17 protein-coding genes and 3 pseudogenes are annotated in these 16,883 nt (G+C 41.0%); 14 read left to right on the top strand and 6 right to left on the bottom strand.

Going from position 1 to position 16,883, the window contains the following annotated elements; genetic code table 11:
• Nucleotides 1–710 precede the first annotated feature (710 nt).
• Complete coding sequence (locus tag ACUN2T_RS19240; protein WP_445494592.1) at nucleotides 711–2,096, top strand: MATE family efflux transporter; 1,386 nt, start codon at nucleotides 711–713, stop codon at nucleotides 2,094–2,096.
• Nucleotides 2,097–2,108: 12 nt separating this feature from the next.
• Here the strand turns inward: ACUN2T_RS19240 and ACUN2T_RS19235 are convergent.
• The 4 genes and pseudogenes from ACUN2T_RS19235 to ACUN2T_RS19220 form a co-directional block, all read right to left on the bottom strand.
• Nucleotides 2,109–2,276 (bottom strand): annotated as a pseudogene (locus ACUN2T_RS19235) (IS982 family transposase); the annotation flags it as partial.
• A 79-nt stretch (nucleotides 2,277–2,355) separates the two neighbouring features.
• Complete coding sequence (locus tag ACUN2T_RS19230) at nucleotides 2,356–2,931, bottom strand: group II intron maturase-specific domain-containing protein (protein ID WP_323840595.1); 576 nt, start codon at nucleotides 2,929–2,931, stop codon at nucleotides 2,356–2,358.
• A 25-nt stretch (nucleotides 2,932–2,956) separates the two neighbouring features.
• Nucleotides 2,957–4,306, bottom strand: coding sequence for a group II intron reverse transcriptase/maturase (gene ltrA / locus ACUN2T_RS19225; protein WP_445494378.1), 1,350 nt, complete (start codon nucleotides 4,304–4,306; stop codon nucleotides 2,957–2,959).
• Nucleotides 4,307–4,781: 475 nt separating this feature from the next.
• Nucleotides 4,782–5,515: pseudogene (locus ACUN2T_RS19220) on the bottom strand (IS982 family transposase); the annotation flags it as partial.
• Nucleotides 5,516–5,994: 479 nt separating this feature from the next.
• Here ACUN2T_RS19220 and ACUN2T_RS19215 point away from each other — a divergent pair.
• From ACUN2T_RS19215 to ACUN2T_RS19155, 13 genes and pseudogenes are all read left to right on the top strand, one after another.
• Nucleotides 5,995–6,948 (top strand): 3-dehydroquinate synthase II, encoded by a 954-nt coding sequence (locus ACUN2T_RS19215; RefSeq protein WP_445494591.1) that lies wholly within the window; start codon nucleotides 5,995–5,997, stop codon nucleotides 6,946–6,948.
• Nucleotides 6,923–7,303 carry a 3-dehydroquinate synthase II gene (locus ACUN2T_RS19210; protein WP_445494590.1) on the top strand — a complete coding sequence of 127 codons (381 nt, stop codon included), beginning with the start codon at nucleotides 6,923–6,925 and terminating at the stop codon, nucleotides 7,301–7,303. Before ACUN2T_RS19215 ends, ACUN2T_RS19210 begins: the two co-directional genes overlap by 26 nt.
• 9 nt (nucleotides 7,304–7,312) lie before the next feature.
• Nucleotides 7,313–8,101: a class I fructose-bisphosphate aldolase gene (locus ACUN2T_RS19205; protein ID WP_445494589.1), complete on the top strand. Its 789-nt coding sequence runs from the start codon at nucleotides 7,313–7,315 to the stop codon at nucleotides 8,099–8,101.
• Nucleotides 8,102–8,156: 55 nt separating this feature from the next.
• Nucleotides 8,157–8,915, top strand: coding sequence for a TenA family transcriptional regulator (locus tag ACUN2T_RS19200; protein ID WP_445494588.1), 759 nt, complete (start codon nucleotides 8,157–8,159; stop codon nucleotides 8,913–8,915).
• Entirely contained in the window at nucleotides 8,890–10,188 is a 1,299-nt protein-coding gene (locus ACUN2T_RS19195) for an AMP-binding protein (protein ID WP_445494587.1), read from the top strand. The genes ACUN2T_RS19200 and ACUN2T_RS19195 overlap by 26 nt, the downstream gene beginning before the upstream one ends.
• A 21-nt stretch (nucleotides 10,189–10,209) precedes the next feature.
• The gene (locus ACUN2T_RS19190; protein ID WP_445494586.1) at nucleotides 10,210–10,698 is read left to right on the top strand and encodes a methyltransferase; all 489 of its coding nucleotides are present in this window, start codon (nucleotides 10,210–10,212) and stop codon (nucleotides 10,696–10,698) included.
• A gap of 246 nt (nucleotides 10,699–10,944) precedes the next feature.
• Nucleotides 10,945–12,612, top strand: a complete 1,668-nt coding sequence (locus tag ACUN2T_RS19185; RefSeq protein WP_445494585.1) for an FAD-dependent oxidoreductase — start codon at nucleotides 10,945–10,947, stop codon at nucleotides 12,610–12,612.
• Between the two features lie 56 nt (nucleotides 12,613–12,668).
• Nucleotides 12,669–14,366, top strand: coding sequence for an FAD-dependent monooxygenase (locus ACUN2T_RS19180; RefSeq protein ID WP_445494584.1), 1,698 nt, complete (start codon nucleotides 12,669–12,671; stop codon nucleotides 14,364–14,366).
• Between the two features lie 105 nt (nucleotides 14,367–14,471).
• Nucleotides 14,472–14,921 (top strand): cupin domain-containing protein, encoded by a 450-nt coding sequence (locus ACUN2T_RS19175; RefSeq protein ID WP_445494583.1) that lies wholly within the window; start codon nucleotides 14,472–14,474, stop codon nucleotides 14,919–14,921.
• Between the two features lie 54 nt (nucleotides 14,922–14,975).
• On the top strand, nucleotides 14,976–15,104 hold the full coding sequence (locus tag ACUN2T_RS19170) for a hypothetical protein (protein WP_445494582.1): 129 nt from the start codon (nucleotides 14,976–14,978) through the stop codon (nucleotides 15,102–15,104).
• Nucleotides 15,077–15,652 (top strand): annotated as a pseudogene (locus tag ACUN2T_RS19165) (SDR family oxidoreductase). The gene ACUN2T_RS19170 and the pseudogene ACUN2T_RS19165 overlap by 28 nt, the downstream one beginning before the upstream one ends.
• Nucleotides 15,653–15,705: 53 nt before the next feature.
• On the top strand, nucleotides 15,706–15,933 hold the full coding sequence (locus tag ACUN2T_RS19160; protein ID WP_445494581.1) for an HNH/ENDO VII family nuclease: 228 nt from the start codon (nucleotides 15,706–15,708) through the stop codon (nucleotides 15,931–15,933).
• An 8-nt stretch (nucleotides 15,934–15,941) separates the two neighbouring features.
• Entirely contained in the window at nucleotides 15,942–16,361 is a 420-nt protein-coding gene (locus tag ACUN2T_RS19155; RefSeq protein WP_445494580.1) for an SMI1/KNR4 family protein, read from the top strand.
• Between the two features lie 45 nt (nucleotides 16,362–16,406).
• Here ACUN2T_RS19155 and ACUN2T_RS19150 read toward each other — a convergent pair whose 3' ends face one another.
• Together ACUN2T_RS19150 and ACUN2T_RS19145 are read right to left on the bottom strand one after the other, a co-directional pair.
• Nucleotides 16,407–16,559 carry a hypothetical protein gene (locus tag ACUN2T_RS19150; protein WP_445494578.1) on the bottom strand — a complete coding sequence of 51 codons (153 nt, stop codon included), beginning with the start codon at nucleotides 16,557–16,559 and terminating at the stop codon, nucleotides 16,407–16,409.
• A complete protein-coding gene (locus ACUN2T_RS19145) occupies nucleotides 16,519–16,767 on the bottom strand; it encodes a hypothetical protein (RefSeq protein ID WP_445494577.1) in 249 nt (82 codons plus the stop codon). The genes ACUN2T_RS19150 and ACUN2T_RS19145 overlap by 41 nt, the downstream gene beginning before the upstream one ends.
• Between the last annotated feature and the right edge of the window lie 116 nt (nucleotides 16,768–16,883).

The following is a 16,883-nucleotide window of genomic DNA, read 5'->3' as shown; positions in this document are numbered from 1 at the left end:
AAGCAGCTTACATCAACTCAATTTACAACAGGAAGATACTCGGTAGTGATTTCCTGGAGTGTGATCGACCATGAAAGTCTTGAGTAACGGTTCTGAATTCAGAAATAGCCGTCATTTTGCCAATTACCTAGGGTAGGCTCCCAAAGAGAACGGTGGTGGAAAATCAACTTATTGGGTATCACAACACGTTATCCACGGTGACCATTCAGTCATTTATCGGGTGAGTAAAATACCGGATGACCGATGTAACAGGTTATAACATGGGCTGAAAGGCCCCATATCCTGTAAAGGAGTGAACTTTGTGAACTATTCATCTTTTCCAAGCTATTGAAATAGTGAGGGCAAAAAATGCGGATAATCATCGGGACTCTCTGAAATCGAATATATGTTTGTAGCTATACTGTCAGTAAAAAAATCATTACTTGTATTGGGTTATTGTCTATGTACTCTATTTAGAGGAATTTATTTATGGGTTTTTGGGATAGAGGATTCATAGTTTAGGATTTAGGGCGATCGGCTAGTAGGAGCATTTTAATCGGACGGCGTACCACTGTTGAGGTTTCAGAATTTATTATCAAGAAATGGTTGGGCCTGCGTAGCAAATATAGTCGAATAGTGGTGTAGTATGAGTTTCCCCTTGATGGATGCGAATTCAGTCGTAGTTCGTTACTTGGAGCAAATAATTAAAATGTGATGAATTAGGAGTAAGTATGCAAACAAAGAATAATTTTTTTTACTTTAAGGAAATTGTGAAACTAGCTACACCAATTTTAAGTGTACGCATTCTCTATATCGCTGTGGGTTTTATCGGTATGTTGTTTATTGCTCATCTTGGCAAGCAAGAGTTGGCTGCTAGTGCACTAGTAGCTGCATTGAGTAGCACTATAATGGTTGTTACCATGTCGCCGTTGCTAGCGGTCGGTATCACTGTTAGTCGTTGTTATGGACAGTATAAGCTTCGCGAAATTGGCATGGAAATCCGGCAGGCTTGGTTAATTAGTATTGTTCTCGGTGTTATTAGTTCGTTGGTCTTCTGGAACTTAACGAAATTGCTAGTATGGATGCATCAGCCTATTGAGTTAGTGCCGCTGATTGATCCTTATTTTCGCGCAATGGCATGGAGTGTAATTCCTTCTTTACTATTGGCAAGTTGTCATCAGATGTTTTTTCCTATTAAGAAAGGATATCTTGTCGTGGTATTAAGCGCACTGAATTTGGGTTTCACGATATTGCTTGGCTATGCTTTAATTTATGGTTACGCTGGTTTGCCTACATTGGGAATGGCTGGCTGGGCCTATAGTATATCAATTGCTAACTGGACTCTCGCGATTGGTGTTTTTATTTATTTATACTTTGCTAAAAGTTTTACTAATTACCATTTGTTTGATTTCAGGGTACTATGGGATCCAGCACGATTGGTGGCTTTTTTTCACATTGGTTTTCCTATTACAATACAGTTTGCCAGCGAACTACTGATTTTTAGTGCGATTAACATTATGGTCGGTTGGCTCGGTGTGGGTGCTTTGAGTGTTCAACAGATATTGATCCAGTGTTCCACCGTTGCTCTAATGATTCCTATGGGAATAGGACAGGCTTGTACGATTTTGGTCAGTTATACGGTTGGCAATGGTGAATATAATCTGATAAGGAAGATTGGTCATGTCGGTCTGGTGCTGGTACTCAGCTGCATGATAGCTATCGCAATTGTATATTTGCTAAATCCACTTGCTATTATCGGTTTGTATATCAATCTGGGGGCAGAGGAAAATGCGGCCCTTATAGGGGTGGCGAAGGTCATGCTGGCTATCGTTGCTTTTTCTCAAATTGCTGATGCTGTGCGTAACTTACTGATGGCAGTATTACGTGGTTTGAGAGACGTCTGGTATCCGATGTGGGTTAATATGGGATTGCTCTGGATATTCGGCTTTCCTTTTTCTTATTTGCTGGCTTTTCCTTTAAAACAAGGCCAGCAAGGTATTAATCTTGGCCTCCTTATTACATTTTTACTCGGGGCAATTCTGATGATGGTGCGGTTTTTTCGTAAAACTGCCGATGTGGCGCATAGCAAAACACCTGGCAAATCGTTTAATAATTAACCTGCCCTATAGTTAAGCCGTCACTAACCTATCCATTTCTGAGCGGGAGATATTCAGTGGCGGTTTGTTCTCTTTGAAACAATAAACGATTAGCCCTTCTAACACATTCAACATGAATCCCTGTAGGCTACGGTGCCGTGAGTATTCTATCTGAGAAATATTCTTTAACTGATCATTGATGGGGTGAGTAGGCCGCGGGAACTGCCCCCGCAGCCTCTCGCAGAACGGTACGTGAGCCTCTCGACTCATACCGCTCCCATCAAGCAAACACGCCTGTCATTCCTGCTCGCCAATGGGCAAACAACCCCTTATGCTCCTTTGCAATCCTTTGAAGAAGTTTTGAGGCTTGGGTTTTGTGTCTGCTCAATGCCTTGAACTTTCGTCTAACCCAGCGCACCAGCGCTTTGTTGAGTTGCCTGAAAACCTTATACAGTTCCGATCGACAAAATTGACCATAATAGTTCAACCAGCCATTTATCATGGGGTTTAGCCAGTTTGCCATCTGTATCAGGTTCAGTTCTGTCCGCATTCGGATCTTCAACTTACGGATTTTGAATCTCATGGCTTTTTGGGCCGCTTTGCTGACTGCCGGTGTAAAACTCACAAACAAACTGTTTCTTTTACGATTCTTGACCAACCTTGGTCTGAAGGTATATCCCAGAAAATCAAAACTGGTCTGTTCATATTTTCCCTTTCGTTCAACGTCCTTACAGTAAGCAATCCGGGTTTTGTCCGGATGCAGTAACAGTCCACATTCCCTGAAACGGTGTTCCAGCATTTGCCAGATTTCTCTGGCCTGCGCTTCACTCTGGCAGTGAACCAGTCGTCGAGTCACCCGAGGGAACCTCCCCCTCAGGTGCTCACGGAACCGGACGTGAACCTCTCAGCTCATCCAGCTCTTCCCATTGAAGCCGCCCCCATAGTAGCGGCCAGTGGGCAAACAACTTCGTTTCCTTCCGCGCCACCCTCGCCAGCCAGTGGCTGGCTCGTCGTCTATGGCCACGGAGACGCTTATGTTTGCGGGTCAGCCATAACACGAGTTTGCGATCGATATGCCTCAGCGTTGGGTACAGCGCCGACTTATAAAATGCACCGTAATAATTTATCCAGCCTCTGATTTTGGCGTTAAACATATGCGCCAGATCGTAAAGTGACTTGTCACTGCGATTTTGCAGCTTCCAGCTCCTTATCTCCTGACGGATTGCTTTCCCTACCCTGGCACTTATCGCCGGACTGAAGTTAACGAAGGTCTTACCCCAACGATTCTTCGACAAACGGGGCCGAAATGTATAGCCCAGAAAGTCAAAGCGCGTCTCTGCGTAATTCCCCCGTCTATCGGCATCCCTGTAATAAACTACCCGGGTCTTCTGAGGATGCAACTCCAGTCCACATTGCGCAAACCGCTGGCCTAGTTCACTTATTACTGCTTCGGCCTGCAACTGACTTTGACAGTGGCATACCACATCATCCGCGTATCTTTCGAAGAGGACGCCGGGAAACTGACGTTGCATCCACATGTCAAAGGCATAGTGCAGGAACAAATTCGAGATCAGGGGGGAAATCACACCGCCCTGCGGCGTCCCACGCTCCCGTGACAGTATTGTTCCATCCGGCATTTGCACCGGTGCTTTCAGCCAACGTTCGATGTACATCACCACCCAGCGCTCCTGAGTATGATGCCGCACCGCCTTCAGTAATAGTGCGTGGTCGATATTATCAAAGAAGCCTTTAATATCCACTTCCACCACCCAGTCAAACTGCCAGCAACGTTTTCTCGCCTGCGCAATCGCCTGGTGGGCAGATTTTCCCGGTCGGTAACCATACGAGTCCGTATGGAACAGCGGTTCCAGCACAGGTTCGAGAACCTGCTTAACAACCGTCTGGGCGATCCGGTCCGACACGGCAGGAATACCGAGCGGACGCACTCCACCATCAACTTTAGGAATTTCCACACGCCGGACCGCCGGGGGCATATAACTGCCGGAAGCCAGTCTGTTCCACAGCTTGTAGAGATTGTCTGTCACATTCTCATCAAACCCGGTCAGTGTTTGTCCGTCAATGCCTGCTGCCCCGCGGTTGGCTTTCACTCGCTTATACGCTTCCCATACCTGCCGCTTACTGACAGGAAATGGCTTTGCCGACTTTGCAGCAGTCCTCCCACCGGCTTCGTCGCCGGTGGTTGCTGCCCCGCTATCAGCGCAATGGGGCAAGCCCTTTGCGCTGGACCCATTACGGTCCTTCATCGCTACTATGGCTTGCTCCGCCCCTGTATCACGCTTCGGTACTCTCATACTTGTCAATTCAGTGACTTGTATTTCTTCCTTTACATCGTGATGACAGGTTCCCGCAGTTCCCAGAAAGAGCCCGATACAAAGTCACGCCTACTCTACGCCGGACACCACCTGCGCAGCATTCGGAGTCCACTCACAGATTTATCCCGGAAGATAGAAACGCCCCCGGTTTTGATGTCACTTCTCTTCTTTACGACGCGTCCACATAGGTTCGGTTTTACTCGTCTCTTTGTACCCTACCTGCCGAACTGACCTCAACGCTCACAACCACCGCTCTTTACGACAGCCGCTTGAGGTGGTTTGAAGCCAGCTTCCGACAGCAGACTTCGGTGGGCCGACCACCATCTCCTCCTGAGCTTATGCTACATACTGGCTGCATTCCCTATGCTGCTAGTTTGTATGCCTGCGGCACACTTTCTATCAAAAATCGCCTTCTTAACATCAGTTTATCCCAGAGAGATAACGCTTTTGCCTTCATGTTACTACGGACATGAGTGATTAACGTTATTCCTTCTGCTTCCAGTTCATCGCACAAAGCCTGTGACAAATACCCTTTATCGCCATACAAACACCCTGTTAACCCTTGTACCAGTGCTTTGACGGGATGACGATCATCTTTATTTCCTGAGGTCAACTTAACCGCCAAAAGTTCACCACAATCATTGATAACCCGATGAAGTTTAAAGCCATAAAACCAGCCAGTACTCGTTTTCCCTCGCTGTGCGACGCCCTGAAATACGCGATGACGGGGAATACGGAGATTGTGGCACACGGCAATTTTAGTTGAATCAATAAAAGCGATCCCCTGGGTTTCAGCCTTGCGTGACGAAAGAAAAGCACAAAGGGGAATGAGCGCCCTTTGCTTCAAGGTTAACATCCGGGTGTAGCTGACCAACCGGGGAAAATCGGCCTGAAGATAGTGTTTAACATGCTGAATATAAAACGTTTTAAATCACGATAATGGCTTATGTGGAATAAAATGAGTATCGTCATGACTTCACTGAGAGAAAGGGAAGCTTCGCGGCGACGTTTGAGCAAACCATGTTCAATTAACTGTTGATGCCAGAGAGGAATAAATTTTTGGCAAAAGTCATCGACGCAGCAGTAAAGTTCTTCTAAATTAAACATGCCTGAGGATCTCCACGATTTTGTTTTCTTTGACAAAAACTTTGATCGTGCCTCAGGCACTTAGTTCCCTTCTTAAGCAAACCTCAGGTTATATTAATAATATAGATAACAGCGCTTTGGCAGCAGAAAAATGGATTAGCAATGAAACTTGAAGAACGGACATTAATTACATAACTATTGAATATTGATTATCTGTAAATTAGTGGGTTTTTATTTCATTATCAGGAGGAATATTACCATTATCTATTGTATTAGTGAACGGAGTGTGGTTTTTTTACACATTTATTCATTTTAGGAAAATAATAAACAATTTATTCTGTGAAATATCACTATACTGATTCTTGAGGCTATGAAATTAAAAATTACAATTTGGATATTTTATAGATATGAAAAAAGAGGATATGATAATAATAAATTGATATTAATTAACAAAAATTACTAATTAAAAACTATTCTTTATTTTGTAGGGGATTATGAATATGAGTAAAAATATAATTAGCGTGCAAAAGGAAGCAGTCACTATCCCATCCGACAATGTTGAAACAGCTGAAATAGTTGCCAGAATAACATCTGTAAAATTAAACAATCCAAGTAAAAATAAGAGTTCCAAACGTGAAGCTTTAAATGGGCTGGTGATTTGGTTTGATACGGAAGAGCTGATAGATCAAAGGCCAGATGACAGCATTTTCATCAGGGTAATAAATTCTTTTTATAGTGGTATAGTTTTATACCCAAATAATATCTCAACTTTCATTGATGCAATACCCAAAAGAATGAAAATAATTCTGAGGGTTAAAACATCTGAAGAGTTGATTAAATTCCGGGAAAGCGAACATTTCGCTCTATTCAAATCTTTAGATACAAATTCAAATAAATGTATCTGTTCTAGTGACATTATCACTTTGAGGAAACTTAAAGAAGAGTCTATTGTTACGTGCTATGAAAGTTATGTTGATGATCAAGAAAGTTTACTTAAGACAATCAATGAAGGCATCGCGTTCAACTTTCTCTGGATTCTTTTTCGTGATCCAACCAATATTCCCCTTGAACTGGTCATTGCATCGTTACAGTCTACCGGGACTATTTTGTTAAAAGAAATCAGAGATCCCAACGATATAGATGATGCGATTGTATCTTATGGTGTTATGGAATATGGCGCAGAAGGCGTTATATTTTCACCCAATACACATGATGTCATGAGCGACTTTATCGATCGTTTATCATATAACCGAAAAGAATCACTGCAACTGCAAGTAGGAATAATCACAGAAAGCCATCCTGTAGGTATGGGTTATCGAGCTTGTATTGATGCGTCCACGTTATTCAGTGAGGATGAAGGCATGCTGGTGGGCAAGTACCTCACAAGGTGCTCTGTTGCGCTGTCCAGAAGTATTTTTTCTGTCGTATATGGAATTGAGGCCATTTCGTATTAACGCTGGAGCGATACATTCCTATGTATATAACTTCGGTAACCAGACAGATTATATGAGTGAATTAAAGGCGGGTTCATCGGTAATGGCGGTTAATTCGAAGGGAGAAGTACGACATATTACTGTTGGTCGTGTGAAAATCGAGCAGAGACCGCTTCGGTTAATTGAAGCAGGGTTTGCGGGGAACAAACGAGTCAATGTTTTGATGCAAGATGATTGGCATGTGCGCATTTTCTCTAGTGAGGCGAAACCTTTGAATATCTCTGAACTTAAACCGGGAGATAAGGTACTCGGATATATCACAGAGCCTGGTCGTCATGTTGGTATAAAAATTAACGAATCAATCATCGAGAAATAGGTGACGATCATGGGATATATCGGAAGAAAACTAAGAGAAAGTAGATTGTTATTTCCCCACTCAAATAAAGGCTTGATCGTGCCGATTGATTATGGATTAACGATGGGGCCGATCCTGGGTTTACAGAATGTATATGCAGTAGAGCCGTGGATTAATAATAACTATGTTAGTGCTATTTTGGCACATAAAGGGGTATTAGAGAAGTTAATTTTACGTGGTGCTTTGCACCCATCAATTGGTGTCATTCTCCATATTAATGGTATGCCGATGATATCAGCATCGCCGGACACCAAAATATTGGTGGCGAGTATAGAGGCTGCTCTTCAGCTTGGCGCAGACGCTGTTTCTATGCAGGTAAATTTCACGGAAAAAAACTTTGAGCATAATTTATCGATATTAGGAATGGTGACCGATATAGCACATGAAGCCGGGCTTCCTGTACTAACAATGTTATATAACAAAGTTATTTCCGCATCACCAGAAATAAAAATGGAAAGGCTTCACCATTTAATCAGAATTATCACCGAGCTTGGATCTGATGCCATAAAAATAGGATTTCCTGACACGGAAATATCCATTGCAGACATTGTGTCCCTTCATAGTTCTGATATTAAAATTTTCTTTGCCGGAGGGGAAAAGACTTCTGAAGAGACATTGATAGATAATACAAAAATTGCTATTTCATCTGGGGCTAGTGGATTATGTGTTGGCAGAAATGTTTTTCAAAATCTAAATCCGCAATCTTTGCTGAAAAATTTATATGAGTGCATAAACGCAGAGCTAATATCTTTGGCTTGATAATAGCCTGTATATCATAGATCTCATCAGTTGAATGTGACTAAAAGGGTTTATCATGGAACTCGCTATTAACACTCAAAACGAGCTAAAGAAAGAAGCCGGTTATTTCTTATCACCACTGTGGGAAGACGTTTTTTCTAAAGAGTTATTGGAAGAGATTAATTCGAATATATTTCTGGTGGCTTGTCGTTCTGGGCAGGCCAACCCGAGTTTACTAAGAAAGTTTATGATTCAGCACCATTATTATTCACAATATTTTACCCGATATTTGTGTTCACTAATGGGCGGTTTAGCGGATCAAAAAGATTTTGTGTCACTTGCCCATAATTTGCTGGAAGAGCTAACAGGAACTGATGCTGCAAAGATATCTCATGCAGAGTTATATAAAAAGGCGATGACAGCTATCAATGCTGTTCCTAAAAGTGACGCAATACTTAAAAGTACTCAGCAATTGATTAATGCTATGTTTCGCCACTGCCGGAGTGATGATTCCTTAAGAGGGCTGGCGGCTTTGTGTTTAGGTGCTGAGGCAATTGTGCCTTTGGTTTATGGTCCCATTTTAGATGCATTGCGATCAATAAAGGCTTCTGACGACACATTATATTTCTTCAAAATCCATGTTGAGGAGGACGAAGATCATGCAATAGTAATGAGGAAAATTATTGATCGAATGATTGAAGAAAACCCTCACCGAAGGGCGGATGTTATTGCAGTTGGTGAAGAGATGGTGCGTTTTCGCATGGCGATGCTAAATGAGCTATATCAAAGTAATACCAGGATAAATCTGAATGAATATAACGACACTATTATCTGAGCGTGATATAGACATTTTGCGTAATGATGACATGTTAGGCAGTGGTAATTTTCTTGACCGTTGTTTAGCGCTAAGTCATACCCCGGCGGTGGATTTTATTTTTACAGATAAACCCATAACTATTGCCGGTGAACGCAATATTCAACAATTTAGTTTAAATACCCTGGCAAGCATTAGACGTGATCTTGCGGGTTGGTACTTAGCTAATGGAATTGAAACCGGAGATGTTGTTGCTGTTTGTATAGAAGATGGAATGGGGCCATTTTTGCATTACCTCACGGTCACGAGTATTGGTGCGATAATCGCTTTAATTAATCCGGCGATACCACCGGATATTGGTATTCCTTACATCAAAGAGAACGGTTTTAATAAACTGGTAACAGATGAGTTTTCTTTTAGTCATAATGCACTGATCAAGAATTTGCGGAATTCAGGAAATATATGTGAAATTCTGAATGTTGCAAATTTTAATACCGGGATTAAATACGACTTACCTTCTTGGTGGCCGTCCATTCCGATGGATACAACATTACTCATGTTGAGCCATACCTCTGGTACGACAGGAATACCTAAAGCGGTAAAATTTGAACATCGTCAATTCTTTATGGGAAAATGCGCAAGACTTGGGCGTTTTGTTGATATAGTGACAGCTAAAATACTTGATGTGGATTCTGGTGATGAAATGTCGGCAGGGAGTGTTGGATTACTCGCGGTATGTTCACCAACGATCACGTCTGGTTATTGGAAACAGAGTCAAAAGACTTCTGATGCCTGGCGCAATGGATATTTTCTGACCGGAGATATCGGATATTGCAAAGACGGTGTTTTTTATCAAATTGATCGGGTGGTTGATGTTATTCATACCCCTGGTGGTTCTTTGTATACACTTCAACTTGAAGAAGCGATACAGACGATCGAAAGTATCTATGATGCAATAATTATTGGATTGGATTTATCTCATGCCAAGAATAGAGAAACGAAATTAGTCATATTACTTTTATTAAATGAGAAATTAACTTCGGATGTAAATATTATTGTAGAACAAATTATTCAGATTATGTTGGAAAAAATCGGGAGGAAATACTATATTAGAGAACATGCGATCATCGTTGTTAATAGCTTCGAACAAATTCCCACCGGCGCAACAGGTAAAGTTTTGAAACGCAGATTAAAGGATATTCTCCCTAAAATTCTTGAGGAATATGAGAGAAATAAACAACTCCCCAATGGAATTTTAACAATCGTTAACGCTATATCAGCTAATTATAATTGATTATAAAGAAGGTGAAGTATTGTGAGCAAAGTTTCTCATGAAGGTCCTGCTGTCGAAGCTATAAAACAAAAAATGATCCTTGCTGAATCTTCCTATATCTCTGAGTTTGAATGTATGGGACGGTTATTTAACATTCATAAAAATGTATTCCCACCCACTCATTTTCAGTCCACGGGTATATTCACTAATAATATTCCTTATATTCAAAATACCTCTTTTTTGGAATTAGGTTGTGGTGCAGGAGTAACCGCTGTCACAGCGGCACTGGAGGGGTGTTATCCGGTTGTGGCTTCTGACATTAGTGGGGAAGCAGTGGAAAATACCTTGTTTAATGTAATACGTCATAATGTAAATAATTTCGTTTCTGTAAGACATGGCGATTTATTTGACACATTAGAAGAGGGTGAAAGTTTTGATGTCATTTTTGGAATTCTAACTTTCTATTTGTTCCTGAAAATTACTCTTTTCAGGAAAAAATTTATCACGCGTTTTATGATCCAGGGTATATAACACACAAACGTTTCTTTCAGGAGGCAAAAAAATATATTAATCCACAGGGTAAGATACTCATTGGGTTTAACAGCCAGGGAAATGAGGCGGCGTTTAGTGAATTACTTATGGAGCATGATTATAACTATTTTGTTTTATATGAAGCAAGAGGGAAAGGCGGAAGTTCACAGATATACAAAATTTTTCAACTGGTATCTTTGATCTAAAATATTTATTTTTATAAGTAATTATTAAGGAGAGTATATTTTGACTTCAGAAAATATTTCTGTATCGCAAGTTGCCATTGTTGGTGGAGGACCCGTTGGCTTAATGTTGGCTTTATTTCTGGATTTATATGGTATTCGTTCCGTTATTTTTAATTTGGATGAATTGACACGGTTACATCCTAAAGGCAATACCCATAGTGCCCGCACTATGGAACATTATCGTCGTTTGGGTATATCTCAGTCTATTCGGGATTTAGGATTGCCGAAAGCGTTTCCTCTGGATATAGCCTATTTTACCAAGCTTAATGCATGGGAGCTGGCACGCATCGATATGCCGTCGGAAATGGAAAAAATGTCTAGGGTCCAAAATGCTGCTGCGACAGATTCTGTTCCAGAGCCGATACTACGTGTAAATCAAACGTATGTTGAAAAGTTTTTGCTTCAACATGCAAGCAGTCGTCCAAATATCACAATAAGATATGGCTGGCGTGTTAGAGATTTTATCCAATATAAAGATGAAGTAAAACTTTATGCGGAGCATATTGAGGGAAAACATTTTGATGAAGTTTGGCATGCAACCTATATGATCGGATGTGATGGTGGACAAAGTTTTATTCGCTCCAAACTGGGTATTGCATATGAAGGAACGGTTGAAGCTAAGACCGGTTTTCTGACTGGCGGCATGATTTCCAGTTATATCCGTGTTCCTGGAATTTATCAGGGATTATTACAAGATAAAGCGGCCTGGATGTACAATATTATCTCACCCATGCTGAGAATGTTATTTATCAGTCTGGATGGTAAAGATGATTTTTTATTTGTGACTCAGAGTAAATTTGGACAGACTATTGATGATGCGGAATTAATTCGTATAGCGCAGGCAGGGATAGGTACAGATATGGAAGTATCAGTCTTGGGTAACTCGCTATGGAAAGGTGGCGTTGCTCTTGTCGCAGAACGGTTTTCTGACGGTCGGATATATTTGGCAGGTGACTCTGCGCATTTATTTGCGCCTACCGGTGGTTTCGGAATGAATACGGGAATCGACGATACGAGTAATTTAGCCTGGAAAATTGCCGCGTCTATAAATGGTTGGGCTGGCGATAGGTTAATGGATTCTTATGAAAGCGAGCGTCGTCCAATTGCATTTAGAAATACCTCTGCCGCCCGTTTTTTGACTCAGCGAGTATCAGCGTTATCTATACCTGAAAATCTGGAAAATGCAGATTCTGCTGGTGATTTGGTTCGCCAAAAATTAGGTGCCGAGCTTAAGGTATTTCGCAGTCAATTTAGTTCGATCGGCGTTGAACTGGGTGCCCGATACGATAATTCTCCTCATATCATTAACAGTGCTCCAATACCGGATGATGACTTTCTGAATTATCAGCCGAGTAATGTGCCGGGAGGACGATTGCCGCACTTATGGATAACGCCTGTTCTAGGCGCAAGAATATCCCTGTTTGATATTTTGGGCACTGGATTTAGTTTGCTTCGAGTAGGAGAGCATCTTCCAGATGTATCCGAACTATTAGATCAGGCATATCAACGTAAAATTCCGATAAAGGTTATTGATCTTCCTGGTTATGACGCTTGGCAATTATATCAGGCAAGGCTCCTTTTAGTACGACCTGATCAATATATTGCCTGGAAAGGCGATAAGGTGCCTGACAACGCAGGCTCGATACTGGATAGAATTATTGGTAAGTAAGCAAATAGTTCCTATAAATAGGATACTCATGCTAATTAAAGACGGAACACAATATTATGATTGAGACGGATGTTCTTATCGTAGGTAGCGGCCCTTCTGGTTCAGCAGCGGCCCTGTTTCTGAGTACCTACGGAATTAATACACTGGTCATCACGAAACATCAATGGCTGGCTAATACACCTCGCGCACATATAACCAATCAGCGAACAATAGAAATATTATCGGAGTTTGGTGTTGGTGATGAGTTGATGGCGAGTTCTGTATTAAATGATATCATGGGTAATAGTATATTTTGCGATACATTGGCAGGGAAAGAAATTGCCAGAATAAAATCATGGGGAGCGCACCCAGAGCGTTTAAGTGATTACACCATAGCTAGCCCGTTTAGTATCTGCGATATACCACAAACTTACCTTGAGCTAATATTGATTGGTCGTGCGGTTAAAAACGGAGCACACGTAAAATTTTCGTCAGAATACATAAAAGCGATACAAGATAAGCATGGTGTTACAGTGATTGTGTTTGATCGTTTAGAAAAACGTGAATATCAAATCCGCACTAAATATCTCATTGGGGCTGACGGTGCCAAAAGCAAAGTTTGTTCTGATGCAAAACTGCCTATGAAAGGAGAGTTAAATCTTGCGGGTTGTATAAATATTTTCTTTGACGCTGATTTATCTGTTTTAGTTTCTCATCGGCCTGGTGCATTATTTCTCATTTTTAATAACGAGGCTATTTCTGGCGGAATTGGTGTTGGGGCATTAAGAATGGTACGCCTGTGGAAAGAGTGGTTGTGGGTGTGGAATTACGATATAGCTCAACCTCCACCGGTTATTACAGAGAACGATGTGGTTAATATTCTTAAGAAACTCATCGGCAATTATGATGTGGATATCAATATTAAGTCAATATCGACCTGGACGGTAAATAATATGTATGCTGAAACGTATTCTAATCAGCGAATATTTTGTGTTGGGGATGCAGTTCATCGTCATCCGCCCAATAATGGTCTGGGGTCGAATACATCTATTCAAGATTCTTATAATTTATGTTGGAAACTTGCCTATGTTCTTAAACAATATGCAGGGACTGCCTTGTTAGAAACGTATAGTCAAGAGCGAGTTCCGATAGGTAAAGCCGTCGTTGCTAGGGCAATACAGAGCATAAGCGAAAGTCAAGAACTGAGTCTTTCATTAGGACTGGATAAGCGGGCAATATCTACTGCGGAATTTCTTTCCTCTGATGATGATATTATTGGTATAGCGAGAAGAGATCGGTTTTATAAGGCACTCAGATTAAAGAATTATGAGCTTAACGGTCATGGAGTTGAATTAAATCAACTTTATAAATCGGCAGCTATTTTGAGAAGAGATATTGTTGACGAAGGGAAAAAAAGTGACGATCTGCATTTCATGTATCACTCGACATTTATACCGGGTGCGCGGATTCCACATGTTTGGTTAAGTCTAAAAGGAAAAATTATCTCTTCAATTAATTTGGTTGGTCATGGGCAATATTCATTATTTACCGGGATAGGTGGAAGAAAATGGATCAACGCAGTAGAAAAATACAACGAAGAACATGTTTGTAAAATCAATGCTTATATTATTGGCACCGGTGAAGATGTTGACGATATTTATGGTGATTTTTATGGCCGCTGTCATTTCGATGAAACCGCTTGTATTCTTGTCAGACCTGATGGGCATATAGCATGGTATTGTCAGGATAATAAAGAACATAAAAACTTTTGGTAGAAACAATGATTAAAATACTTTTAAGATAAAATATCTTGAATGCCATTTTAAAATAGATAAAGAATGCAAACTGTAAAATAAGGTGTGATATTAGAGGTAATTATAATGAAAAAGACTTTCTTTTCATCTAGCGATTTCGGTAGCGTTCCCGGAGAGTTAATTGAAGATAAGCCGGCTCAATTAATTCATGAAAATGTACTGAATTCTGAAGTCAGTCAAGATGTGAGTTTCTCAAATGAAAGGCACCATAAGGTCGCCATGGTTAATTTACCCAGTAAAGTTCTCAGTATGACACTGGGGGGATTACAGCCTGGACAATCCACGCGTAAACACAGGCATAGTTATGAAACCATAATATATATCGTCAATGGTAAAGGATATTCACTCATTGGTGAACAACATGTTTCATGGAAAGCAGGTGATGCGATATATGTGCCAGTATGGGCATGGCATCAACATACAAATAGCAGTACCACTGATGAAGCATTCTATATTGCATGTGAGAATGCTCCCATGTTGCAAAACCTGGGGCTGGCGGTTCGTGAAGAACTTTAAATTTAGCAGGATATACATCAATTAAGGCTATTTTTTAAGAGGAATGGCACTATTATGTTTAGATTATCGGGGAAATATACATTAATTACCGGAGGAACTACCGGTATTGGTTTTGAAACGGCAAAAAAATTCCATGCTGAGGGGGCTCATTTGCCATTACGGGAAACAACCCGGAGACATTAGATTTTGCGCAGAAATTCTTTGGCAAGGATGTTTGGGTTATATCCAGTGACGCAGGATCTTTTGCGGCACAAACTATCTTAAGGGATACAATTAAAGCGCGTTGGTCACGGATTGACGCTCTTTTTCTCAATGCTGGAATTGTGACGAGTCATAAATTAGAAGAAGAAAGTGAGGAAAGTTTTGATCGTCTTATGTCTATTAATTTGAAGGGACCATTTTTCCTCTTGCAATCGTTGCTTCCTCTTCTTGCCAACCCATCTTCCGTCATTTGATGCGGTTCGGTCAGCGGTCATATTGGTAAGAGTGGTACAAGTGCGGTTTATTCTGCGAGTAAAGGCACTTTATTGGCTCTGGGGCGTGCTTTGGCGGCGGAATTTTTAGATAGTCAGATTCGGGTTAATAATATTAGGCTGTGTCCCGCAATTCATTTGGACTGGCTGAAGGTGAAGAGAAAACGTCAATCTCGTTCATTTTTTGAACCATTAATCTGCATTTTTGCTATCAATCACCGAGAAAACTGCATGGTTTTCCACTGTGCAGACAATTGAGGGACACAGCCTAGAAGAGTTTTTCTTAAATCAGGAAGACAAACGTAGAACTTATGAGAGCTGGTAGAGCACCTATCGGTAATGATGGAAAACCTGTCAATTTACATCATATGTTACAAAAGCAGGATGGATCTATAGCTGAGGTAACGCAGAGTTTTCATAAGGATAATCATAAAGTCATACATATAAATGATAACAGTATCCCCTCAGGTATTAACCGCTCGGAGTTTAATAAGTGGCGTTCTGATTATTGGAAACAACGAGCTAACGATTTTAAATAGGGTTACGTATGAATACTAAACTTAATGATGTTATTGAAGAAATCGAACGCTTATCAGATGGTCAAAGAAACGATGTTGATTTGCCAGATGATGAATTAATTTCTCAGTATGAAAAAGAAATTGGTTTCGAATTTTCAAATGATTATAAAGAGGTTTTAAAAAAAATAAGTAATATGTTCTACGGAACTATAGATTTGTTATCTGTTACCCGTGATAAAAAATATTACGGAGAACTGTCACAAGCGTTAAGCGATGCAAGAGAGCAAGGGCTACCTGAAAATTTGCTCCCGATCTGTGAAGATAATGGCAGTTATTATTGTATTGATTATGATGGAAAAATTAAGTATTGGACGCTTGATGGTTATAACGAGGAAAGTTGGTCTGATCTTGCTAGCTGGATAAAGCAAGTATGGATAGAAGGTAATTAGTCATGCTAAAGATCCCAGCCAAGCGCTGGGATCTTTTTTGAGCCGTCAGTTGTTCTCAACGAGCCGGATAATCAACTGTCCGTGCTCAACACTGACCTGCACTGTAGCACGGGCTTTGTGTTGTATCTTGTACTGGCGCAATGCACGACGAATAGCGTCAATGGATAACGGAGAAAATTCGCCCGATATGGCCTGCATTAATCAAGCCATTTGAGCGTAGATCATTAACGGCCTGTTCGGGGCTATATAACCGTTTCCCTGTATTACGAGTGGCCTCCATCAATACCCCTGAGATCAAAGTTGCTTCTTCACGTGTCAACGCGCTATTACCTGCATCAGAACGTTTCTTGAGTGGTTTTTTGTCAGAAACTTCAGCCAGTTTTTTAATCAATGTTGAACGTGACATGCACAGCTCTTCACAAGCCGCCCGATATATTGCTTCTTTGCTGCTATGTCCGGCTTTATGTGCTGCTTATGCAATAGCAACTAATCGTTCGGTCATTGTGGTATTCATGCTATTAC

The organism is Photorhabdus machadonis, assembly GCF_052657765.1.
Note: the sequence above shows the minus strand (reverse complement) of the source record. Positions and strands in the feature narration are given on the sequence as shown.

Excerpts from the sequence above, each read along its gene's own strand:
- ACUN2T_RS19240 (WP_445494592.1), top strand. The coding sequence starts at position 711 with ATGCAAACAAAGAATAATTTTTTTTACTTTAAGGAAATTGTGAAACTA.
- ACUN2T_RS19215 (WP_445494591.1), top strand. The coding sequence starts at position 5,995 with ATGAGTAAAAATATAATTAGCGTGCAAAAGGAAGCAGTCACTATCCCA.
- ACUN2T_RS19210 (WP_445494590.1), top strand. The coding sequence starts at position 6,923 with ATGGAATTGAGGCCATTTCGTATTAACGCTGGAGCGATACATTCCTAT.
- ACUN2T_RS19205 (WP_445494589.1), top strand. The coding sequence starts at position 7,313 with ATGGGATATATCGGAAGAAAACTAAGAGAAAGTAGATTGTTATTTCCC.
- ACUN2T_RS19200 (WP_445494588.1), top strand. The coding sequence starts at position 8,157 with ATGGAACTCGCTATTAACACTCAAAACGAGCTAAAGAAAGAAGCCGGT.
- ACUN2T_RS19195 (WP_445494587.1), top strand. The coding sequence starts at position 8,890 with ATGAATATAACGACACTATTATCTGAGCGTGATATAGACATTTTGCGT.
- ACUN2T_RS19180 (WP_445494584.1), top strand. The coding sequence starts at position 12,669 with ATGATTGAGACGGATGTTCTTATCGTAGGTAGCGGCCCTTCTGGTTCA.
- ACUN2T_RS19175 (WP_445494583.1), top strand. The coding sequence starts at position 14,472 with ATGAAAAAGACTTTCTTTTCATCTAGCGATTTCGGTAGCGTTCCCGGA.
- ACUN2T_RS19170 (WP_445494582.1), top strand. The coding sequence starts at position 14,976 with ATGTTTAGATTATCGGGGAAATATACATTAATTACCGGAGGAACTACC.
- ACUN2T_RS19160 (WP_445494581.1), top strand. The coding sequence starts at position 15,706 with ATGAGAGCTGGTAGAGCACCTATCGGTAATGATGGAAAACCTGTCAAT.
- ACUN2T_RS19155 (WP_445494580.1), top strand. The coding sequence starts at position 15,942 with ATGAATACTAAACTTAATGATGTTATTGAAGAAATCGAACGCTTATCA.
- ACUN2T_RS19150 (WP_445494578.1), bottom strand. The coding sequence starts at position 16,559 with ATGCAGGCCATATCGGGCGAATTTTCTCCGTTATCCATTGACGCTATT.
- ACUN2T_RS19145 (WP_445494577.1), bottom strand. The coding sequence starts at position 16,767 with ATGTCACGTTCAACATTGATTAAAAAACTGGCTGAAGTTTCTGACAAA.